Raw genomic sequence first — 22,961 nt, 5'->3', positions numbered from 1 at the left:
ATCCTTAATTTAACTCCTAATATGAGGCATATTTTGCAGGTTTTAGGCCCTCCTTTTCAGAAATTATATGCTAATGGAAATTAACTTGCGGAATGTGGGATGTATCCAATAAAACAGATTTTTCGAAATCCTACATGGTAAAAAAAATTTTAGAAAAAGTGGTCTATTATTTGTCTAGCGACTACTCTTTTCAGTAAAGTTTGCCTAGCCTAAACTAATAATCTTTGCTAACTTTTCCTTCGGGGAAAGCTGATCATACTCATCTTTTTCTCTCCAGTAATAACCCTGTTGCTGCAATCCATGGATAAAGTAAAATTGCTCGAAAACTTTAGCAAAAATGGCTTTATCTTCATTGGGATAAATATACCAGCCGGTATGATATTGCTCTTTAAACTCTTTGGAAACAGTAATTCCCGAAGCAGTAATAGCATCAAGCATCCATTTCTCATGAATCTTTACTTCTACATCCGGGATTAACTCCGCTGCTATGGCTTGATTGCGCGGATTAATTAAAAGCTTTATTTGCATATTTTTTCTCTCAATTACTTTATTTAAAGTTAGCATTTATTATTTTTTTATAAAAGCAGAGAGTTTGATTAATAATTATCAAAATCCTCCTCCTGCCCCTCAAGCTTCTGATTCCACTTTTCCATAAGTTGCTTGACTATCCCTAAAGAGTTTTTATTTTCTTTAATGGCTTTTTCTAAGGTGTGGCAAGCTTCATTCATCCATTCAAGCGCTTCTTTTGGCATCTCGCGGCTTTGCATATATTTTGCATAGCCTTCTCTTGCTTTATTATCCACTAATTTTATTAAATTCTGATCGAATGGTCTCTTAAATGCAGGGTGAGACAAATACTCCATTTTCAAGGGTTCTCCTATGCCTTTAAAGCAGCGATCGTGATCAATACCATAAGCTTTATATTGAACGGGAGAGGTGTTTTCTATGGCTTTGTATAAGATATTGCCTGAATGTCTATCACCATTGCCAAAGATAAGGTCAAAAATAGCCAGAGCGTGTATTTCTCGATTGGAGACAGTTGCTTGCATTTGCTCTATTTCGGAGGTGCTTTTGGCGTCTTGAAGAAAAAGTTGAGCTGAGCCTTGCCAGTTGTTAAAATTGATTTGTACTGTCTTTGGAATAGGAAACAAGCCATTTGAGTTAACACCAGAAGCTGCTTGTTCTCTGCTACCCATCGTAGGATCTTGGCTAAAATTGTCTTGTATACAGGGCTTGAATATAAAAAGTTGCTGGCCCTCAGCCTGTAAAATGTATGTCTCGTTAACATTTGTGCTTCCAAGAGCGTGAGTACTTAGAAGAGGAAATTGCTTTAGCCCCTCTTGGTAATCGATGCTTTCTTTTTGGTACTTTTCATAAGCTTGCTCAAAGATATTACCAATCTCTTCGTTCATTTGTTTTATTTTTTCAAGCTCTTCAGGTATTTTGCTTGGAGGGCAGTCCCTTAAAAATCCTGGCAACCCTGGATGATAGCTGGCCGGGTTAGGTTTTTTGGCAAGATAGTCCCTTGCTGCTTGCGAAGCGTCCTCACATGTCTTATATGCAGAAAGAGCTTGAAAGCAGCCAGATAGACTTTTCACAAGATAGGCTACATGAGGTTTTTCTGGAATTTGTTTTAATGAAGAAAAATGCTCGCTAAATTCTTTTAAAGGTTCTTCAAACAAAGCGGCATGCATGTTCTTAATTTCTTCTCCCGTCACTGGCTTATTCAATCCAAATTTATTAGAAACCATATTAAAGATAACATTGGCAAGTTCTCTTTCTGTCTTCAACTTTTGTTGAGTAATTAATTGGTTAATCTTAGGGATGTTTTTCTTAGCTGTTGCTTGGCCAAAACACTTTTCTATTGCTTCATAGAAGGGCTGAGGATTCAAAGGTTTGTTTGAGATATCTTCTGTTTTATCTAAGGCACTACTTTGAGTAGCCTCTGCTTTGACTTTTTTTGTTGGACGCTCACCGGTAGTTTCATTCCTTGGTAAAGCTTGTTGGACTTCCAAATGCCGCTTTTTTGCCTCAAGCTCTAAGGTGTTTTTTTTATCTATCGTAGAGGTTGTTGCTTCTAATTCTTTTTCTTCAACTTCCGCGGGCGCTTCCTGGTTTTGGATACCTTTTTCTTTTTCATTCGAGGCTGTCTGCTCTGTTGAGTTAAGGAAATATTGATGATTGCCGTCCAAGCGCATGCCTAATTTTTCTGGATTCATGCATTTCCTCCATCCTACTAGACTTACTTTCTTAATAAGAATTGATCTTATTAATTTAATTATAATAATTAATTTTTTAATTATATATACATTTTATAAAAAATTTGTATTTTTAATTTTTTTAGTTAAAATAGATGAGGAAGAAAGACAGGGTTATCAATGGAGATAAATCCGTAAGGTAGTTAGTGGGCTCCTATTCGTAAACGGTCACGGGATGTAAAAGTTTTTTTAGATAACAGAAGGTGTAGGTTGCTTGGTACGACCTATATAGATAGCATCTGTTAGAAAATCTTGAATAAATTTTCTTTGTCGATGAAGAGTTTCTATACAGTTAGGCAACATCTCCCTCCACTTTTTGCCATAGATAGAATGGCTATCGAGACATAACTTGCGTGCAATGGCTAGATTTTTTAAAGATTCTTCGGCGGCATTATAGGTCATAGGAATAGCAGGAGCTTCCAAGTAAGCACTAAAATGTTTGATCTGCTTTAAAAGCTTATGGCAAAACTTCCGCTTTTGGAGTAATTGAACGATTAGCTTTTTGATCAGTGAATGGTAGCTTGGAGCTATTCATGGAATTTTGATTAAGCTGTTCTTCCAACTGGGCAATGCGTGCTTCAAGCTTGGTGATTATCTTTTTTAGTCTATTTGCTATGGCTTCTAGCTGGGCATTTTCAGCTCTTAGCTGTATAATCTCAGCCCTTAGCTCTGCATTCTCTTTAAGTAGTTGCTGGTATGAAGATTGCATACTACTCAACATATGATTAAGTAAGTATAAATTCTAAAAATTATTTTATTTATCACAAACTAATTGATAGCCCTGTGATCGCTTCACGACTTATTAAGATCGTTTAAAATAGAGGCTATTTAACCAGCGTCTTATATGATGAGAAAACCTTATCCTAGCGATTTAAATAATCAAGAAGGGCAAGGGCTTGAACCTATCACATGCAAGAAAAAAGCTGGCAAGCTACCTAAGCACTCTAGACAAGAGATGCTTAATGCCATCTTGTATGTTTTAAGGACAGGCTATCAATGGACAGATCTTCCGCATGATCTATCTCCTTGGAAATCGGTCTGTTCTCAATTTATAAGATGGAAACAGAGTGATTTATTCGAACAAATTAATACTTATTTAAGGCGATCGCTTCGCCAAAGCTTAAGGCAAGTTAGCAGAGCTTAAATACAGGCTGTAGCCGATAGCCAAAGTGTCAAAACAACTGAAAAAAAGGGCTCTGCGGATACGAGGGCAGCAAGAAAATTAAAGGCAGGAAAAGGCACATAGTGGTGGATCATTTGGGGCTGTTAATAGCAGTCATAGTTAAGTAGCGCAGCTTGTAGAGACAGAGATGGGCTAAAAGCGCTATTTTGCTATTGTCAGGGAAAAGTTTTATGGCCAAAAAAATGCTTGCCGATAAAGAGTATAGCAGGGAAGAGATGAAATTAGAAGCAGCTTTACATGGTATTGATTTAACAATCATTAAAAGATCTAAGCTAAAAGGATTTCATCTACAAGCAAAAAGATGAATAGTAGAAAGAACATTTGCCAGGTTTGGTAAATGCCGCAGCTGAGATTATGAGAACTTACCTAACACCAGCCAAGCATTCCTCTACTTAGCTATGATACTTCTGATGGTAATAAGAATAGTTCAATGAGTTAATTCAGAAAATGCCTCTTAAATAGAGGGGAGAGGGCAAGTAAGCTAAAAGGTATGTTTTTTAATTGTTATAGGCGTGGCTTATCAGCTTTTTAAAGGATTCTCGCTATATATCTTTTCTACCTGGGAAAATGGCATCATCTGCGTTTCTGCCTTTGATGGTTTACCTGTAGGTATGGCTAGCTTAATCCCGGTAAATCCCTGAAAAGCCATTGCCATTAATCCACTCATCATGAAAGTAATGCCCATCCCTCTAAGAGCAGGAATTACCTTCGAAGTGGCTAGCTTTTCACGGATAGCGGCAATAAGTGCAATAGCTAACCACCACCCAAGGCCTGAGCCAAAAACATAGACGAGATTGGCCCAAAAAGGATAATCGCGTGTAACGGCAAAAAGGCAGGCTCCTAGAATGGCACAATTAACAGCAATTAGAGGTAAATAAAGTCCTAAAGACATATATAAAGCAGGGGCAACCTTTTCTATGATGATTTCAAGGATTTGCACAAAGCCCGCAATCACAGAAATAAAAAGTAAAAATTCTAAAAAGCCTAGGTTAATTTGGGAAGCTTCAAGGCCAAAAGCAGAAAGCCAGCTGAGCGCTCCTGCACCAGTAATAAAGCGATGGACAAACCAATTGAGGATACCGGAAATAGTGAGAACAAACACAACCGCTAGGCCTAGCCCATTGGCTGTTTTTAATTTGGTCGAGCAGGCTAAATAGGTGCACATGCCTAAAAAGTTAGCCAAAAGGAAATTTTCGATAAATATCGCTTGAAGAAGAAGGCCTAATAAATTCAAAGGCTCGTAATTTCCCATCCACATAAACTTTTTATCCCTCGTTCTTATTAGGGGTGTTAAATACCCAGATCATGCCGCCTATAATAAAAAACGCCGCTGGAGGGCTAACCATCAGGGCAAAATTATCATACCCATTGGGATGAGTAGCTGTCGCATACCAACTATAGGGAATAACTTGGTAGCCGAACAGCTGTCCAAAGCCGAACAATTCTCGAATACCACCTACTACCATTAGCACCCATGCATAGCCTAAGCCAGCACCTAGCCCATCCATGAATGCACAGAGGGGCCCTACATTTTTTGCCATCCCCTCGGTACGTCCCATGACTATGCAGTTAGTAATAATCAATCCAACAAAAACGCTTAAAACTTTAGATATGTTAAAAAAATAGGCTTGTAAGAATTGATCAATGATAATTACAAAAACAGAAATGATGGCTAGCTGGGTAATCATGCGTACGCTATCAGGAGTAACTTTTCTAAGAAGTGAAACAAACAAAGAAGAAAAGGCCGTTACAAATGCTACCGAAAGGCCCATAGTGAGCGAAACAGAAAGTCTATTCGTAACCCCTAAAGCTGAGCAAATACCTAGTACCGCTACTAGGATTTGATTGTCTCCCCAAAGCTGAGCAGTCAAGTATGAACGAGCGGCTACATTTGTCGATACCATCTGGTCTCTCTCCTTAAGCAAAAGACAGTGTTATATTATTTATCCACAGTTGGATTTTCTTATAATCTTTAATACTATTTGTTTCAAGGCTTGCTTTGTTTATCGTTTAATTTTTAAGGCAGCGAGAGTCTCTTTATCAGCCATGTATTTTTTCTTGTGAAAGAGAATAAGTGTGATGAAGCTTAATAAGAAAGGGGCGATACGGTGCAAGGACATTACGATAGGCATCTGTAACTCCATTACCTGTAAGAGTAGCTCCTGCCATCCCATCAATAGCACTGTTGGCTTTAGGGGTAGTGCCTAAGCTTTCGGCTACTTTGCCTTTGATAACAGTAAGACCGAGCGGCGCTGACTTAAAATCAGTTTTGCCATCAGCGTTCTGCTGAAAGATTTGCTTATTAGGGAAAAGGCTCTGCCAGTAGGCCTCCGAAATGTTGGCCCCCAGGCCAGGCGTTTCTTTCTGATCATACCAAGAAATGCCTATTACCGTGTTGCCATCAGGCTTAATAGCTAGATAGCCATAAATAGCATCCCATAAGCCAAGGCCATTGATAGGTATAACATATCCTTCCGCTGCAGAGTTTATGCTGCTCTCTTTATCAATCAAATTGGGAAGAATCTTGTAAATCAGCATGAGAGGTAGTTGATAGTAACCCGTTTTGCGGTAAGCTACAAGGTAATCATTGTAATTAATTTTTTCTTCCTCAAAAGTTTTGATATTACCCTCTTTGTCTACCAGTAAAGGGATTATGCGTTTGCTATAAATATCAAGCAGCTGTCGGTTGGTAGCCATCTGGGGAGAATTGCTAGGAACTAACCTTCCTTCTTCATAGTTAGCAGAAAGGTACTTCCCTTGAGCATCCTGGACAAGGAAATAATCCTGGTGATCCAAAAGCTTAGCAGCAATCATCATTTGCTTGCTTCTATCTAGCTCTTTGGCCACTTCTTTAGGCTTTTCTAAGACACTTGCCAAAATCGATAAAATAAGAGCGCAGGCAAAACTTAAAACAATCATAAAAAAGATAGTGTAAGTATTGCTCATAGCTTTTTTAGGAATGGATGCGGACACGGCTAATGCTCCTTTTTCTAAAGTGCTTGGCGGCATAGTAGTCAAATAAAGGGGCAAAGACATTGCCCATTAAAATAGCTAGCATTACACCTTCAGGATAAGCCGGATTGATGACCCGGATGACTAAAGTTACCATGCCACAAAAAACTCCATATATCCATTTAGCAAGAGGAATAGACGGAGAAGAAACAGGATCAGTGGCCATAAAAACCAATCCAAAAGCAAGCCCTCCCAATAAAAGATGTTTATAAGCGGGAAAACCAAACTGGGCGGCTGTCCAAGCTCCTTGGCTAGGGAATAAATAGCTTGAACTTAGTTGAAATAAAAGAGCAGTCCCCAATGCGCCCAGCAACATTCCTAACATGGTTCGCCATGAACCAATGCCAGTCCATATAAGAAATAGAGCGCCTAAAAGGCAAGCTAAAGTGGAGGTCTCACCTAGGCAACCTAGTTTATTGCCTAGAAAAAAGCTCCAGTCATGATTATTCCCCAGGCCATAATTTAAGGAAGAGAAGTGATAGGCATCTTCATAATATCCACTGGAAAGACCCAACCCTCCTTCAGCAAGAGGGCTGGTTACAAAGCTTTTTATCTGATCCATAGTAAGCTCGCCTAGCGTGGCATTTTGATGAGTAAGGGAATTCCATTGATCAAAGTGTGTACGGATGGTTTGGATAGTGCTTACATCTGTGCCTATAGCATGAGTAGCAATCGTATCGACATGAATACGTTTAATATCCTGAGGGACATTAAAAATAGCTAATTTCGTCGCTTGTGAATATCCATCAAAGGCTGTAGCCTGCCCTTCCTGATTCATTTTGAGCAGGCTTTCGCGTATGATAGTAGGATTAGAGCCTACCCATACGTCGCCACTCATTTTTCCAGGAAAGGTAAAAAAGAGAAACGCTCGGCATGCGAGTGCTGGATTAACAATATTCATGCCCGAGCCTCCAAAAATCTCTTTACCTAAGACTACACCGGCAGAAACGCCTACCGCTGCCATCCAATAAGGGATAGTGGGAGGAAGGATAAGCACATATAAAATACCTGTAACGAGAAACCCTTCTGAAATTTCATGTTTCCTTACGCAGGCAAAGAAAGCTTCCCAAAAGCCTCCCACTGCATAGGAAAGAAGTGTTAAAGGAAGAAAGATTTTAAGCCCCTCCATAATAATAGGGATATAGCGGCTATTGTATGTAGCAAAAGCCCAATATGCATGGAAATTTTTACTTGCCTCTAAATATTCATTCATTAATTTATAATCGCCGCTACTATAGACATATTTAAGTAAACCGGTGTTCCATATGGCCATCATAATACAGGGTAGCAGAGCAATAACTACAAGGATCATCCAGCGCTTCACGTCAATAGCATCCCGGATATGGGGAGCTCGCCTTGTATTCACAGCCGCTTCGTAAAGAAAAGTATCATTCGCATTAATTAAAGGATGCAGTTTATGAAGAGGCCTGCCTGGTTCAGCAAGCTTTTGGAGGGAACTGAGTAATCGTCTGAGCATATCTATTCCTTGTAAAAATTGGAGGGTACCAAAACTGCAAGAAAAAATTAAATGAAAAAATTTAAATTAACGAAAAGATGAGAAGAGAATGGCCTCGTTAAATTTTTTTGAATTTCAGTGGTAGAGTTTTTATTCATTATTTTTCTATTAAACAATAAAAAGCTAATTGCTCTTAAAGCCTTTGCTGGCAGGTTATATTTTTAAAGATTATAATTTTTAGTTCATCTAAACCATGTAGGGTAAACAGCTAATAGGTTTTTGATTGCCAAGCTTTTGATAAAATTGGTGGGCAGTTATGGATGATCTAACTTTTTGGATGCGATTGCGTAGTCGTCTGCAAGATCAATGATACGCGCAGATAGCTATCTTTTATGTGCTGCAGTTTTTAATTTGCATTTTTTATTCAGCATCAAAAGATTGAGTAACACTGCCCCTGCGATCGCTTACTAAAATACTCTTCATCCAAGAGGTAAAAGCAATTCATCTAATGAAAGCCTGGTTGATTAGTTTGGTTTAAAGAACATTTGTATTTTTGAGGGATAGGGATAGTTAAAGCCTAACTACTGGCTCTAATAGTAGCTAAAACGTTAACTTAAAAAAGTTTGAAAGGGATTGGGATTTTTTCATGTAAAAAGCGTGTTAAGAAGAATTGATTAACATGGCGTCTAGGGACTTATGCTTTACACATACTTGCTGATAATTTATAATTTAACTTTTTTACTTAAATCTAGAGGCTAGGAAGAATAGCATGTGCAAGACGCTCTTTACAAATACAAGAAATAAATTCTCTAATAAATGGGTAGGGGTGGTATTAATAAGCTTAGCGCTCTTTGGTTTAACACGCTTATATTTTAGAATGACCGATGATTTTCGATTATCTAATATTAATTATAATATGCCTTATCGCCATGAATGGGAGGTTCCCTCTCTGCCTAAAGAAGAGCAACAGCAACTTAATAATATTTTGGATCAAAAATTTTACTATGTTGGAAAAGGGGCTCAGTCCTATGCCTTTAAGAGTGCTGACGATAAATATATCCTCAAGTTTTTTAAATTTAAGCATCTTAAACCTTCTGTTTTTATTTCTCTTATCCCTCCCATAGGTCCGCTGAAAGCTTACAAAGATAAGCAAAGAGAGCGCAAGCATAGACTGTTAAATAGCGTTTTTGATGGTTATCACTTAGCTTATAACATTCATGCTCATGAGGCTGGTCTGATTTATATCCATTTAAATAAGAGTATTAACTTACATAAAACTGTGACTATTAAAGATAAAATAGGAATAGAAAGACAGATTGACTTAGATCAGGTACCTTTTATTCTTCAAGAGAAGGCTAATACTACTCGCGCAGAAATGATAACCCTCCTGGGTGCTCACGATATGCCTGGGGTAAAAAAACGCATTCAACAGATCTTTGATCTTTATCTCTTAGAATATCACAAAGGCATTTACGATAGAGATCATGGTGTTATGCATAATACCGGTTTTGTACAAGATAGAGCTATACATTTAGATGTGGGTAAGCTTACAAAAGATGAGCGTATGAAAAATTCTGCTTATAGTAAGCGCGATTTTTTGCAAGTGGTCCATAAGTTGAATACATGGTTTAAATTAAACTATCCTGAATACCATTCTACTATAAATATTTATATGGAGCAGCGAATGCAAAAAATGTTTGAAGAGCTTCCTGTAAGATAATGGCCAAGCTTGGCAATATTTTAGCTGCTTTTGTCGATTTTATTTATCCTTTGAAATGCATGCATTGTGCGGATCCTATTTCCCATGGTAAGGGGGGCCTTTGCTTTAAGTGTGCTCTTCAACTGACACTTATCGATATAGAAGAACGTTGTCCCTGCTGCTTTAGTGTAGAGTATGAACCTGAACATCCTATTTGCTATGTTTGCTTTATGCAAACACCTGTTTTAAAAAAATATGCAGCAGCATTTGATGATCAAGGTGTGGCAGCTTCTTTGATGAATAAGCTTCAGTACGCTAATCAACCCTACCTTGCTCAAGGAGCAGCTGCTTACATGGTTTTACAACTCTTAAACCTAAAATGGCCGTTACCCGATTTAATTGTACCTGTACCTTTAACCTTTACGCAGGGTATCTCACGAGGTTATGACGCTAGTCTTTTATTAGCAGAATCTCTAGGAGAGATAGTGAAGCGCCCCGTGCAATCCCTTTTGCATAAAAGTTTATGGAATGAGGATGAGGAAGGAAAAACAAAGCAGCGAGGAAATTATTCAAATACCCATCCTTTTTTATTAAAAAAAGAGATTAATGTGCAAGATAAGGTGATTGTATTAGTTAAAGATAAGGTGAGGACGGGCCACACCATGAATTGCTGTGCAGAGGTTCTCGGTGAAGGTTTTCCTAAAGCTATTTATGGACTTTCTTTTTGTAAATCCATTTAATGCCTGATCAGTATAGTACCTTTATCTCCACCTTAGAGCTCTTTTTTATCTTCCAAAAAGCCCATCTTCTAGCTTATAGATCCTATCTAAAATAAGAACCTGCTTGTTCATATCTCCTTTAAGGAAAGTACATTTTACCTATTTGCTTATAAAGAGAGGGCATTAATGCTGTGTTCAGTGCTGTTGTGTTGTTTAAAAAACTATGTTTAGAGTTTCTCTAACAAAGAAATCACTTTTCCACCAAGGACGCCTTTAAGTGTCATACATATTTTTAGTTGCTTTTTGAGCAATATAGGTGAAGGAGACAAAATCCCCCAGAAAATATCAGAAATAAACTCCTTAGCCGTTAAGCTTGGAAATAGCGGAATATAGAACGCTGTTGGAAGATTTTTCCTTAGCTTTAGCAGAGAAATAGGCCTTTAGATCCTACGCATCTATAGTAAACCAAAAGCTCTCTATATTTTTAAAACTTTTTAAGCCTATCAATTTATCCTTTTAACGTTATAGGCGAGGAAGGCAGGTGCCTTTTCAGCTACAGCCTAAAACGTTGCTTTAATTCCTCTGGTATGTTTTCCAGCGGATTTCCGTCTAACTTAAGATCTAAATACTCAGGGAGCAGTGCTGTTTCTGCAGGAAGGGAGGTAAGCTGGTTGCTGTTTAAGTCAAGCTCTTGCAGCTGGGATAGCTGTCCTATCCACGCAGGAAAGCTTGCTAGCTGGTTTTTGCTTAAGCAAAGCCATTCCAGGCAAGAAAGCCGCCTAATTTCAGTAGGAAGAGAGGTAAGCTGGTTATTGTTTAAGTCAAGCTCTTGCAGTTGAGAAAGATAGCCTATCTTTGCATGAAGAGAGGTAAGCTGGTTGCTGCTTAAGTCAAGTTTTTCCAGATCCGATAGCTGTCCTATCTCTGCAGGGAGGAGGGTAAGCCGGTTGCTTCCTAATGTAAGCCTTTGCAGCTGGGATAACTGCCCTATTTCTGCAGGAAGGGAGGTAAGCTGGTTGTGGTGTAAGGGAATCTTTAGGAGCCGAGATAATTGACCTATTTCTGCAGGAAGAGAGGTAAGCTGATTATTGTTTAAGTGAAGCTCTCGTAGCTGGGATAATTGCCCTATCTCAGAAGGAAGGGATGTAAGCTGATTATTGTTTAAGTAAAGCCTTTGCAGCTGGGATAACTGCCCTATTTCTGCAGGAAGGAATGTGAGTTGGTTGCTGTTTAAGTTAAGCTCTTGCAGCTGGGCAAGTCGCCCTATTTCTGGAGGTAAAAAGGTCAACCCAATGCTTCTTAAGCTTAAATTCGTAATATTTTGGTCATATCTTTCAATCCACTCTCTGAGAAGTTCTCCTTTTTTTTGTAAAGGCAAATATTTAATTTTCTCTCGATCCAAGTATTCTCTTCCATTAGGTAATGCTTTCCACATTAACAGGCGATTGATGTTCAGCAAATAAGAGGAGTAATTAGGCAGAGTAAAATATTTTTCTTCCTCAGTTACCCATTTAAATTCTAACTCTGCAGGAGAAATCGAGCTAGCTAAAGCGAAGATTTGCCTAAAAATTGCATTTATCTTTGCTGTTTCAGAAAGTCTATCTCCTAGCTTATAAATCCTATCTAAGATAAGAGCCTGCTTGTTAACATCTCCTTGTGGAACATGTACTTTACCTATTTGCTTATAAAGAGAAGGCATGACTTCATTAGCTAGGAGATGATACCATCTTCCACACACGCTAAATAAGGAAGGGCAAGCGCATGCCTTTAAAATAGGGACTAATATTTCATTAGGTAAATGTTCAATGGTGATAGAAGAGCTAGGATTCATTGAATGGCGCCTTTAAGTGTTATACATGTTTTTTAAGCAAAATAGGGGAAAGACTCAAAATGTACAAGAAAATATTAGAGAGAAACTCCTTAAGCCGTTAAGCTTGGAGATAGTGGAGTATAGAACGCTGTTAGAAAATTTTTCCTTAACTTTTGCAGAGAAATAGACCTTTAGATCCTACGTCTCTATAGTAAACCAAAAGCTCTCTATATTTTTAACACTTTCTAAGCTTACCAGTTTGCCCCCCTAACGTCATAGGTGAGGAAGACAGGTACCTTTTCAGCTACAGCCTAAAACGTTGCTTTAATTCCTCTGGTATGTTTTCCAGCGGATTTCCGTCTACCTTAAGCTTTAAATATTCAGAGAGCAGTGCTATTTCTGCAGGAAGGCAGGCAAGCTGGTTGTGATCTACGTTAATTATTTCTAGCTGGGCAAGCTGCCCTATCTCTACCGGAAGGAAGGTAAGCTGGTTGTGGTGTAAGTGAATCTTTAGGAGCCGAGATAATTGGCCTATTTCTGCAGGAAGGGAGGTAAGCTGATTATTGTTTAAGTGAAGCTCTTGTAGCTGGGATAACTGCCCTATCTCTGCAGGAAGGGAGGTAAGCTGGTTGTGGTGTAAGTGAATCTTTAGGAGCCGAGATAATTGGCCTATTTCTGCAGGAAGGAAAGAGAGCTGGTTGTTGCTTATGTAAAGCTCTTGTAGCTCAGAGAGTTGATGTATCTGAGCTGGAGAAGCGGCGAGTTGATTGTTGCTTAAGTAAAGCCATTGCAGCTGGAATAATTGCCCTATCTCTGCAGGAAGGGAAGTAAGCTGGTTACTGTTTAGGCCAAACCATTGCAGCTGGGCAAGCTGCCCTATCTCTGCAGGAAGGGAAGTAAGCTCATTGTTGTTTAAGTCAAGTTCTAGCAGCTGGAGTAGCTGTCCTATCCCCGTAGGAAGGGAAGTAAGCTGATTATTATTTAAGTGAAGCTCTTGTAGCTGGGATAATTGCCCTATCTCTGTAGGAAGGGAGGTAAGCTGGTTGCTACCTAAGCCAAGCCCCTGCAGCTGGGATAATTGCCCTATCTCAAAAGGAAGGCAGGCAAGCTGATTGTTGTTTAAGTAAAGCTCTTGCAGTTGAGAAAGATTGCCTATCTCTGCAGGAAGGGATGTAAGCTGGTTGTTACTTAAATCAAGTAGTCGTAGCTGAGATAGTTGCCAAATCTCTGCAGGAAGGGAGGTAAACTGGCTGTTGCTTAAGTCAAGTTTTCGCAGCTGAGATAATTGCGCTATTTCTGCAGGAAGGGATGTAAGCTGGTTGTTACTTAAATCAAGTAGTCGTATCTGAGAAAGTTGCCCTATCTCAGAAGGTAAAAAGGTCAGGCCAATCTCGTTTAAATATAACTCTTCACTATGGTGGCCATATCTTTCAATCCACTCTCTGAGAAGTTCTCCTTTTTTTTGTAAAGGCAAATATTTAATTTTCTCTCGATCCAAGTATTCTCTTCCATTAGGTAATGCTTTCCACATTAACAGGCGATTGATGTTCAGCAGATAAGAGGAGTAATTAGGCAGAGTAAAATATTTTTCTTCCTCAGTTACCCATTTAAATTCTAACTCCATAGGAGAAAAGGAACTAGCCAAAGCAAAGATTTGTTTAAAGATTGCATTTATTTTTATTACCGCAGAAAGCTCTTCTTCTAGCTTATAGATCCTATCTAAAATAAAAGCCTGCTTGTTAACATCCCCTTGTGGAACATGTACTTTACCTATTTGCTTATAAAGAGAAGGCATGACTTCATTAGCTAGGAGATGATACCATCTTCCACACACGCTAAATAAGGAAGGGCTAGCACACTCTTTTAAAATAGGGACTAATATTTCATTAGGTAAATGTTCAATGGTGATAGAAGAGCTAGGATTCATTGAAGGGCGCCTTTAAGTGTTATCCATTTTTTTAGTTGTTTTTTTGAGCAATATAAAAGGAAAACATACAATGTACAAGAAAATATTAGAAAGAAACTCCTTAGCCTTTAAGCTTGGAGATAGGGGAATATAGAATGGTGGTAGAAAATTTTTTCTCTCTTTTAGCAAATAAAAACTCTAGAAGATAATGTCTATTGATAGGTTGGAAAATTTTCTATATCTTTACAGCTCTCTGCTCATAGTAATCACTCTTTTAGCTCATTAGGTAATAAAGATACAAAATTTTTGCTTAAAGATTAAAGCGCTGCTTTATTTCATTTGAAATGGATTGCAGTGGATTTTTCTTTAAATTGAAATTTACTCCTTCAGGTAACTGTCCTAGCTCTACAGGAAGGGTATTAATTTGGTTGCTGATTACGCTAAGATCTTCTAGATAAGAAAGCTGTTCTAGCTCTGCAGGAAGAGAGGAAAGCTGGTTGTGGTCTACGTTAATTATTTCCAGCTGAGAGAGTTGCCCTATCTCAGTAGGAAGAGAGGCAAGCTGGTTGTGGTCTAAGCTAATTATTTCTAGCTGAGAAAGCTGCTTTATTTCTGCAGGAAGGGAGGTAAGTTGGTTACTTTGCAAAAAAAGCCACTTAAGCTGAACTAGATGAATTATCTCTAAGGGAAAAACAGCAAACTGGTTGCTGCTTAAGTCCAAGTCTTGCAGATAAGCTATCTGTTTTATCTCCGAAGGAAGGGAGGTTAAATAGTTATCGTTTATGTTAAGCTCAATCAGCTGGGATAGCTGGCCTATCTCAGCGGGAAGGGTTGTTAACTGGTTGCTGTTTAAGGTAAGTTGTTGCAGTTGGGATAGCTGTCCTATTTCTTTTGGAAGAAATGTTAGCTTATTATTTTCTAGGTTAAGATGTTTTAGCTTGGATAAGTGCTGTATTTCTGGAGGTAAAAATGTCAGGCCACTTCTTGTTATCCCTAGGCTAGTAATATCTTTGCCAAAACTTTCTATCCACTTTTTAAAAAGTTCCCCTTTTTTTTCTAAAGGCAAATATTTGATTTTCTCTTGATCTAAGTACTCCTTTCCACCAGGTAGTGCTTTCCATATTAACAGGCGATTGATATTCAGCAGATGAGAGGAGTAATTAGCCAGAGTAAAATATTTTTTTTCTTCAGTTACCCATTTAAATTCTAATTCTAAAGGTGAAAGAGAGCTAGCTAGAGCAAAGGTTTGCTTAAAGATTGCATTTACTTTAGCAATTATAGAAAGCCCATTTTCTAACCTATAAATTTTGTCTAAAATGAGAGCCTGCTTGCTAGCATCTCCTTGAGGGACATGTACTTTACCTATTTGCTTATAAAGAGAAGGCATAACTTCGGTAGCCAACAGATGATGCCATCTTGTACAAACGCTAGACAGGGCTGGAGAGGTACAATACTTTAAAATGGAGACTAATATTTCATTAGGCAATTGCTCAAGGGTGATAGAAGAGCTAGGATTCAATTTTACGACCTCTTTAAGATTTATGCATATTTTTAGCCTTTTTAGTGCTAAGTTCTATAGGGAGTAAGTAAAAGATATAAGAAAATGCTACAAGTATACCTTTAACCTTTAATCTTGCAAAGAAAGAAGTAGGCTTATTTAAAATCAAAGCACAATATAACTTTTAGTATCAGGGTAGATTAACATCTAAAGAAATGCCAGGTAATCTAATAGGATAGAGAGATTAGATCATTCTCTTGCTTCAAAAGAGTTCATAAGAATTGTTCTTAAATAATTGATTATAATATACTAAAAGGCGCCTATTTAATCTTAATATTTAGGAGTGCTAGCATGACGCCTTACCCGGGGATAGAAAAATCCATTCTTAATGGTAATCCCAATCAGCAACTGTACTCGAAAGAAAAGGTAGTTAATAAAAAAAATTCTCAAGACTTAAAAGTAACTTTTGAGCAGCTAAAGAATTCCCCCACCGAAAAAGCGCGTAGCGCTAGTTTTTCTCGAGTCCTATCTGGTAAAGCTAGTGTATCGGAAGCTTTTAAGTCTGTACAAAATACTATTTTAAGAAAAGAAGGAGAGCATGAAGATTTTTTACCTTCTACATCCTCTATTAAGACAGATACTAACTGCTATTTAATGGATTTAGAAAAAAAAATTCGGTTGGTCGTTAACAAGTTTGGCGATGAAAGTAGAGGAGAATTAAGATTCTTTTTAGTAGAAATAAAATCTCTTTCTCAAATGCTTTATAACGAATTATGTTCGGATGGTAATCTATTTTATTCTCCAAGGAAAGTAGTATCGATTGGAGTGACCCTAGGTGATTTTAGCCAATTTTTGTTCAACCTAAAAGTTCAACCCTCAAAGGGCCATGATGCCATTGCTAGGACGCTTAGAGAGTGCCTTCTTATCCTGAAAAAAAATCATCAAGTTCCTGTACAAGAAGGATATGATTATAAAAATTCTACCAATGAGGCCAATTTAGTTAAATGGATAGCTTTAAAAGAAATAAGTCCTTCTGTAGTAAAAAACCTTATTGCTTATCAAAATGCTATGGGAGCATTAATAGAATTATTAGAAGAGGAAAAAGCTTTTATTGCCACTCACCGTACCATTCGGACAGATTTTAGGATAGATGGTGTGAAAAGCCAGGCAGTCATTCAAATGATAAAGACGTTGCATACAACGCCGCAACTTGCCACGATATTATATGATCTTAGCCGTGGTGTAAATCGCACCTTTGAAGATGAAGCTGACAGAGGCACAGATGGGGAGCTAAACAGCTTAGATAAAGCAGCATATAGAATAAAAGAAGAAGAGCGCAATAATTATTTTATCATGCGTTATCATGAAATTATCTATTCTTTAAAAGCCATTCAGGCAAATATAACTGAGCGCATCCAATTTGAATATCCTCTAGACAAGTATTATGTTAATGAAGAAGCTCGGATTAAGCTAACAAGCCTCCCTGCAAAAAATCGATCAGAGCTGGCAGACTCAGAAAAAGCTGCTTGCCTTGCTATATCTTCAACCTCTTTGCCTGGAAAGTATAAAATTTTAAATTCTTCTTTAGAAGAAGGTGAACCTTTTTTCAATAGCCGTTCAATCCGTAAAAGTCTTCCCTCTCCTTCCTCTAGCGATAGCTTAATGAGGCATCCTCGCATTGAGAATAAGGCTAGCAAGGAAACAAAACGCCAAAGCCTTCCTACCCTCGAAATAGCAGGGATTGAAAGAATAAAAAGCCTAGAAGAAAATCTTCAATTTATTAAAGAAAATTATAGGGATATGTCTAAAAATGAGCTTATTAAAGAAGCTCTTAGCGAAATGATACTTCTTGCTGAGGCAATGATAGAAAGAAATTTAAAGGATTTTTCCTTTACATCTGCTCGTAAGCGAGGCTCCATTGGGCTTACTCCCTTAGATTTCAGAGAAGTTTTATTCAATGCTGAAGTAAAGCCTTCTGAAGAGCATAACATCATCGTCGATCTTTTAGCAGGCTTTCTTATGGATTTAGGAAAAAATCGAAAGATTCCGGTAGAGGGCAAAAAATCCTCTACCAATGCGAAAAATCTATTAAAATGGATCGATGCTGCTCAAGTGAGTCGATCTCCTATCCTTAATCTCTATTTGTATCAACAAGCGATGCAAAAATTAGTGGCTTTAATTGAAAATGAGAAGAGAGACTTTGCTTTTTCAGGCAAGCTTCGCAATATTATTTTTAAATGGGAGGATCGTAAAGCAGATTCTCTTAAAAAAATGGCAAAAGATTTGGACACTTCTATCCAAATCGCTTCTCTCTTGAATGAAATTAATCTAGGACTCAGACGGGCTTTTGGGGATACTGTGGCTGCTTGGGGTGAAAAGGGGACGGATGAAGGAATCATTAATTATGTTAGATTAAGGTATGAGCAGATCATCAACTCTTTAAAAAATATTGCCACTAATATTGATGAACGTATTAGGTATGAACTGTGGATCAGCAAAAAGTTTCCTGTCTATTTTCTAGAAGAAAGAGAAAGTAAATGTCTTAAAGAAAAAGATGAATATTTGCAAGCGGATAAAAATGCTTTAGCGGCTTTTAGATTCAATGAAAATTTAGGCAGCGTGGGAAAATATATTACCTCCGCAAGAATGACTCAGGCTGGTAAAGCTACCGAATGGCTCTATGTACTAGAATCTAAGACATTAAAACTTATTGCAGGTCGTCAAGATCTTTTGATTTACGGTAGCTTGAAAACCTTAGCGGAAGTAAAAAACTTTTTTGCCGATTTTATTAAAAAACTTACGCAACAGCTAGGATATGAGCCGCATGAGATAGAAGCCCTTCTCGAATATTTCGCTATCGATGGAAATGATTCAGGAATCATGCAAGGCGCTATTATAAAAGGATGTGAACAATTTTCTAAGATGTGCCAAGAGGTCGTCTATCCTCGAGAAGAATTTGCTAGCTTGTTAGCTGTCTTAAAATTTGTGCATCAGGCTAGTGCTTACGCTTATGGGCCCTCTACTTTAAATTATCTGCACGAAAGGTTAATGGGTCAAAAGCTGCTAAGTTCTTTTAGAAGCTCCTCGCCTACCAAGCCTACAAAAAAATATGAAATTCGTTTTGAGGAGGAAAAAATCATTTTGCGTGCTAAAGGAATCTATAATGTAAAATTGTTAGACGCTAAAAAAGCTATTCTTTCGGATAACCAGGTTATGATCAAAGAGTATCTCGAATTTAAAGTAACGCGTGATCAGCTATTAATTGCAGAGAGTTGGAATGAAGCAAGCTTTATAGAGATCGTACATAAAGAACACCTTTCTAAAGAAGTGCAACACCATTTAGATGTTTTGCAAATTAATCTTTTTAAAAATAAAATGCCTTTTAAAGTGGAGAAAACCTATGGGTCTTTAAAAACAAAAAAAGGGTAAAAAATCATAAATTTTTACGATAAGTCTTTTAAAGTTAAAGGGTTAATCGCTAAGCAAAATTTTTTCCCTTTATGATTGCCTATCTAAAAAGCAGCCTTTTTAAGGTTCTTTAAGGAGTGAAAAAATTGGATTTAAGGAATAAAGTTTTTAAAAGATTAAATATATCAAATGGCAATCCACGCGAGCTGGAGCCATTTTTTGATCGATTTATTATTAGATGAACTTTAGCTGGGTGTCGGTAAAACCTGTCCTAACCCAGCTGCTTTAAATTTTTAGAGGAAAGTAGCTAATCTTAAAAGTTGTAAGTCTTTAAAAACTTGTTAAGATTTTAAGGCAATGAAATGGGCACTATGAAAACCTTTCTATATAGGTTAAAGCTGTTTGATGATCCATCATTTACAAAATTTTATTTGTAAAAGAGCTTAACTAAGCTTTTTTGTTAGGTAATTCCTTGGAGCCAAGGTTTATTCATAGCGAGCTTTTATTCTAAGCATGAATGTTGCGCTCAACCATGCTAATTTGCCGCCTTAGAGTTTCATCAGCGGTGAGCTTTTTTTCAATGTTTTTGCAAGCATGGAGAAGGGTAGAGTGAGTTTTATTAAAAGCAGCCCCTAACATTTGCAGAGATTCATTAATCATTTTACAGGCCAGATACATGGCTACTTGGCGAGGGAGCGCGACTTCTTTGGTACGCATAGAACCTTTAAGATCACTCACCCGTACTTGAAAGATAGCGGCTACACTTTTTAAAATCTGATCGACGGTAATTTTATGACGGGGCGCATGCTGAAGCATTTCGCGTAAAGTTTTTTCCACAAATTCTTCTGTAATATGAAGATTCAACAGTCGACTATGGGCGCTTAAACGATTAAGGGCTCCCTCTAGTTGCCGGACATTATTATAAATATGCTCAGCAATAAAGAAGGCAACTGCATTAGGAATTTCTAAACCTTTTTGCTGGGCTTTATGTTGGAGAATGGCTACCCGCGTTTCAAGCTCCGGTACGCCAATATGGGCGACTAACCCCCATTCCATACGAGCGATCATACGCTCAGAGAGTTTTAGTTGGGAAGGAGGCTTATCACTAGTAATGACAATCTGTTTATTTTGATTAATGAGGGTTTCAAAAGTATTACAAAATTCTTCCTCGAAATTCAGACGGTTTTGTAGAAACTGGATATCATCCACTAATAAAACATCGACATCCGAGCGATAAAACCTTTTCATACGATCGACAGATTTGTTGCGTAAGTTATCGACGAGGTCGTTAATAAAGGCTTCCGTAGTAATGCATTGAACCCGTAATTTCTTATTATTTTGGCGAATGTAGTGCCCAATACTATGAAGAATATGCGTTTTACCTAGGCCCACACCTCCATGAATGAAGAGAGGATTGTAAGATTGGCCTGGGCGAGCAGCAATCCCTATGGCAGCAGATTTAACAAACTGGTTAGCAGGCCCTTCAATAAATGTTTCAAAGCGGTAGTTAGGGTTTAGCTTCACTTCATAAGTTTGCTCTTCTACTGGCGGGGCATAGCTTGCGGGCACGCTAGGAAGGGTAGAGGAGGTTTTCTTAGCTGGCGTTGCCAATTTAAATTGAATAGAAGGCTCGCCGTTGGCATTCACAGGCAAAAAAGCACAAAGTTCGCTATGGAAATTGGAAAAAAGGTATTCTTTTACAAAAATGTTAGGGATCTCAAGAATTATTTTGTCACTGGCATTTTCTATTACGCGAATAGGAGAGAGCCAATTGCCAAAAGCTGTGGCGGAACATTTTGTTTTTACACATTCTAGAAATTGAGTCCAAATATCTTCTGTCTCAAGAACTAACATAGTTTGGATCCTTAATCAAAAATTACAGTTCAAAGGGGCAAGCGTTGGGAATAAATAAAAATCCCTTAACGGGAGCCAAGCAGCTATTTTAAAGCTCTTATTCTACAAAAGGACAATAATATAAGTCCTGTAAAAACTGCATTTAAGTTATAAACAACGTTTCCACAGGATGTTCTGGAGGTATTTCGTTGGAAAAAGCTACCATGTGGCTGCATTGCCTGCAAGAAAATTATCATCTGCTTTTGGGGTATTTAGCATTAAATCGCTGAAAATCAGATACCGCGGCAATAAAAAATATTTCCTTCCCAAGTTGCAAAAAATTTGTTTTTATAACCTTCTCTTAATTAGCAATTTGTGAAAAAAAGCTGAAAGGATCTATGTTCTTAAGCGATGGTTTCTAGCAGCTTGCAACAATAAATCTTTTGCGGATAGGGTATTGAGCTGGTTTTATTAGGGGTAGCCTAGACATTCGATAGAAATAAAGGATAAATAATATCATTAAAATAGTAAATGGTTTGTAATTATTTTTTTAAATAATTTGAAATACTTTCATATTCTAATAATTAAACTTTAATAAATTTTATTTTAAAATATAAATTTTTAAAGTGTGGATTTTTGCTATCACATTTAAGAAGGATTGTTTATCTAGCGGCATTACTTGTGTAACATTCAAAAAAAGTCTAAATCCATGAGCCTTTTGAGGAAAAGAGATAAGCTGACTCCTGCTCGTTTATAATCCGTAGAGCCCTACATTTCGAGAATAGATCTTTCTCGTTTCTTAAACAAGAGGTTAACATGCTTATTTTGTTTATGATTTCAAGAAATTAAATTATATGGTTGTCTGGCAGTAAAGAAAAAAAGAAGGAGCAAAAATGTTAAAAAGGTTTAATTGTAGCTTGACACCTCTAAAAATATCCTTCATTGTCTGATGACAATTTGTCAAACACTGTTTAGTAGGTTTTGTTAAAAGTTATGACTAAAGAAAATTTTTTGCCCTATACCAAACCATCCATCAATCAGATTGATATTCATGAAGTAACTAAAGCTTTAAATAGCGATCATCTAACACGCGGCCCTCTGGTGGAAGCTTTTGAAAGTGCCGTGGCTCATTATTGCCAGGTCAAATACGCCGTTGCTTTCAATAGCGGAACCTCCGCTTTAATGGGTGCTTATTTTGCAGCAAACTTGCGTCAGCAAGACTCTCTACTCACCACACCTAATTCGTTCGTAGCCACCGCCGGAGCAGCAGTACAACGAGGAACTACCCCTGTCTTTTTAGATATTGATTGCTCTAGCGGAAATTTAGATTTACAGCAGCTAGAATATAATCTTGCCCGTCCTTCTTCACGCGGTCGCATTTGTGTTGCGCCTGTCCATTTTGCTGGCATACCTGTGGATATGCAAAAAATAGATCAATCTATTCAAAATCCTGAGACTGTAGTGATTGAAGATGCCGCCCATGCTTTAGGATCTACTTATTTTACGGGAGAAAAAGTAGGCTCTTGCCGATGGAGCGATATGACTATCTTTAGTTTTCATGCGGCCAAAACAATTACGACAGGGGAAGGAGGGATGGTTACGACAAATAGCGAAGATTTTTATCGTCGTCTTAAGTTATTTAGGAATAATGGAATTGAACGCGAGGCGCCTTATTTACAAGGAGAGGCAGCACCCTGGTATTACGAAGTGCAACATCTTAGCGGTAACTATAACTTTACAGAATTGCAGGCTGCCCTAGGATTGAGCCAAATGGCACGCTTGGATAGCTTTGTGGAAAAGCGGCGACAATTGATGAAAGCTTACCGTGCCTTACTAAAAGAAATTCCTTATCTTCATTTATTTGCAGAAAATTTCGATGCCTACAGCGCTTATCATTTATGCGTGGTTCAAATTAATTTTAATGCTTATAAAACTACCCGCACACAGGTGATGAATAGATTGCGTGAAAGAATGATTGGAACGCAAGTTCATTATATTCCTATCTATAAGCATCCTTACTTTATAAATCTTTGCGGAGATATTTCGGACTATTTTCCTAAAATGGAGGCTTATTATTCTCAAGCTCTTTCTTTGCCTTTTTACTATGATCTTCAAGTAGAAGAAGTTGAAAGAGTGGTCAATACGCTTAAAAAAGTCTTACAAGGCGAGTAGTAAATAG

Annotated in this window: 17 protein-coding genes and 1 pseudogene; 6 read left to right on the top strand and 12 right to left on the bottom strand. The window is 37.8% G+C overall.

Translation table 11 applies throughout. From position 1 onward, the window contains the following. Positions 1-204: 204 nt before the first annotated feature. The 4 genes and pseudogenes from NEOC65_RS09315 to NEOC65_RS09840 form a co-directional block, all read right to left on the bottom strand. Positions 205-528: a hypothetical protein gene (locus NEOC65_RS09315; RefSeq protein ID WP_213151010.1), complete on the bottom strand. Its 324-nt coding sequence runs from the start codon at positions 526-528 to the stop codon at positions 205-207. A gap of 68 nt (positions 529-596) precedes the next feature. Next, positions 597-2,219 carry a protein kinase family protein gene (locus NEOC65_RS09310; RefSeq protein ID WP_213156329.1) on the bottom strand — a complete coding sequence of 541 codons (1,623 nt, stop codon included), beginning with the start codon at positions 2,217-2,219 and terminating at the stop codon, positions 597-599. Between the two features lie 228 nt (positions 2,220-2,447). After that, the gene (locus NEOC65_RS09305; protein WP_213156328.1) at positions 2,448-2,681 is read right to left on the bottom strand and encodes a hypothetical protein; all 234 of its coding nucleotides are present in this window, start codon (positions 2,679-2,681) and stop codon (positions 2,448-2,450) included. 37 nt (positions 2,682-2,718) lie between these two features. After that, positions 2,719-2,967 (bottom strand): annotated as a pseudogene (locus NEOC65_RS09840) (DUF6444 domain-containing protein); the annotation flags it as partial. A gap of 135 nt (positions 2,968-3,102) precedes the next feature. Between NEOC65_RS09840 and NEOC65_RS09295 the strand changes: the two are divergent. Both NEOC65_RS09295 and NEOC65_RS09750 read left to right on the top strand, forming a co-directional pair. After that, complete coding sequence (locus NEOC65_RS09295) at positions 3,103-3,402, top strand: transposase (RefSeq protein WP_213151018.1); 300 nt, start codon at positions 3,103-3,105, stop codon at positions 3,400-3,402. A 209-nt stretch (positions 3,403-3,611) separates the two neighbouring features. Continuing rightward, a complete protein-coding gene (locus NEOC65_RS09750; protein ID WP_283248233.1) occupies positions 3,612-3,746 on the top strand; it encodes a hypothetical protein in 135 nt (44 codons plus the stop codon). Positions 3,747-3,961: 215 nt separating this feature from the next. On the opposite strand, the gene nqrE is transcribed toward NEOC65_RS09750, so the two are convergent. The 4 genes from nqrE to NEOC65_RS09275 all read right to left on the bottom strand — a co-directional run bounded on the left by nqrE (position 3,962) and on the right by NEOC65_RS09275 (position 7,930). Further along, a complete protein-coding gene (gene nqrE / locus NEOC65_RS09290; protein ID WP_249270136.1) occupies positions 3,962-4,699 on the bottom strand; it encodes an NADH:ubiquinone reductase (Na(+)-transporting) subunit E in 738 nt (245 codons plus the stop codon). A gap of 7 nt (positions 4,700-4,706) precedes the next feature. Next, positions 4,707-5,345, bottom strand: a complete 639-nt coding sequence (gene nqrD, locus NEOC65_RS09285) for an NADH:ubiquinone reductase (Na(+)-transporting) subunit D (protein WP_213151123.1) — start codon at positions 5,343-5,345, stop codon at positions 4,707-4,709. Positions 5,346-5,481: 136 nt separating this feature from the next. After that, a complete protein-coding gene (gene nqrC / locus NEOC65_RS09280) occupies positions 5,482-6,414 on the bottom strand; it encodes an NADH:ubiquinone reductase (Na(+)-transporting) subunit C (RefSeq protein ID WP_349305308.1) in 933 nt (310 codons plus the stop codon). Continuing rightward, positions 6,395-7,930: a Na(+)-transporting NADH-quinone reductase subunit B gene (locus NEOC65_RS09275; RefSeq protein WP_166155988.1), complete on the bottom strand. Its 1,536-nt coding sequence runs from the start codon at positions 7,928-7,930 to the stop codon at positions 6,395-6,397. The genes nqrC and NEOC65_RS09275 overlap by 20 nt, the downstream gene beginning before the upstream one ends. A gap of 748 nt (positions 7,931-8,678) precedes the next feature. On the opposite strand from NEOC65_RS09275, the gene NEOC65_RS09270 reads away from it, so the two are divergent. Then, complete coding sequence (locus NEOC65_RS09270; RefSeq protein ID WP_249270135.1) at positions 8,679-9,629, top strand: hypothetical protein; 951 nt, start codon at positions 8,679-8,681, stop codon at positions 9,627-9,629. After that, positions 9,629-10,348: a ComF family protein gene (locus NEOC65_RS09265; RefSeq protein ID WP_213151117.1), complete on the top strand. Its 720-nt coding sequence runs from the start codon at positions 9,629-9,631 to the stop codon at positions 10,346-10,348. Before NEOC65_RS09270 ends, NEOC65_RS09265 begins: the two co-directional genes overlap by 1 nt. Before the next feature lie 532 nt (positions 10,349-10,880). Here NEOC65_RS09265 and NEOC65_RS09260 read toward each other — a convergent pair. The 3 genes from NEOC65_RS09260 to NEOC65_RS09250 all read right to left on the bottom strand — a co-directional run bounded on the left by NEOC65_RS09260 (position 10,881) and on the right by NEOC65_RS09250 (position 15,562). Further along, positions 10,881-12,158, bottom strand: a complete 1,278-nt coding sequence (locus tag NEOC65_RS09260; protein WP_213156327.1) for a leucine-rich repeat domain-containing protein — start codon at positions 12,156-12,158, stop codon at positions 10,881-10,883. Positions 12,159-12,441: 283 nt separating this feature from the next. Beyond that, positions 12,442-14,064, bottom strand: coding sequence for a leucine-rich repeat domain-containing protein (locus NEOC65_RS09255; RefSeq protein WP_213156326.1), 1,623 nt, complete (start codon positions 14,062-14,064; stop codon positions 12,442-12,444). A gap of 289 nt (positions 14,065-14,353) precedes the next feature. After that, positions 14,354-15,562 carry an F-box/LRR-repeat protein gene (locus NEOC65_RS09250; RefSeq protein ID WP_213151114.1) on the bottom strand — a complete coding sequence of 403 codons (1,209 nt, stop codon included), beginning with the start codon at positions 15,560-15,562 and terminating at the stop codon, positions 14,354-14,356. A gap of 330 nt (positions 15,563-15,892) precedes the next feature. Here NEOC65_RS09250 and NEOC65_RS09245 point away from each other — a divergent pair, with 330 nt between their 5' ends. After that, positions 15,893-18,970 (top strand): hypothetical protein, encoded by a 3,078-nt coding sequence (locus NEOC65_RS09245; RefSeq protein WP_213151113.1) that lies wholly within the window; start codon positions 15,893-15,895, stop codon positions 18,968-18,970. Positions 18,971-19,456: 486 nt separating this feature from the next. Here the strand turns inward: NEOC65_RS09245 and dnaA are convergent, their stop codons facing one another. Further along, positions 19,457-20,803, bottom strand: a complete 1,347-nt coding sequence (dnaA, locus tag NEOC65_RS09240) for a chromosomal replication initiator protein DnaA (RefSeq protein ID WP_213151112.1) — start codon at positions 20,801-20,803, stop codon at positions 19,457-19,459. A 972-nt stretch (positions 20,804-21,775) separates the two neighbouring features. Here dnaA and pseC point away from each other — a divergent pair. Next, entirely contained in the window at positions 21,776-22,954 is a 1,179-nt protein-coding gene (pseC, locus tag NEOC65_RS09235; RefSeq protein ID WP_213151110.1) for a UDP-4-amino-4,6-dideoxy-N-acetyl-beta-L-altrosamine transaminase, read from the top strand. Positions 22,955-22,961 lie beyond the last annotated feature (7 nt).

Origin of the sequence: Neochlamydia sp. AcF65 (assembly GCF_018342435.1) — a bacterium.
GTDB lineage: Bacteria > Chlamydiota > Chlamydiia > Chlamydiales > Parachlamydiaceae > Neochlamydia.
The sequence above is the reverse complement of the archived record's forward strand: the minus strand, read 5'-3'. Positions and strand labels throughout refer to the sequence as shown.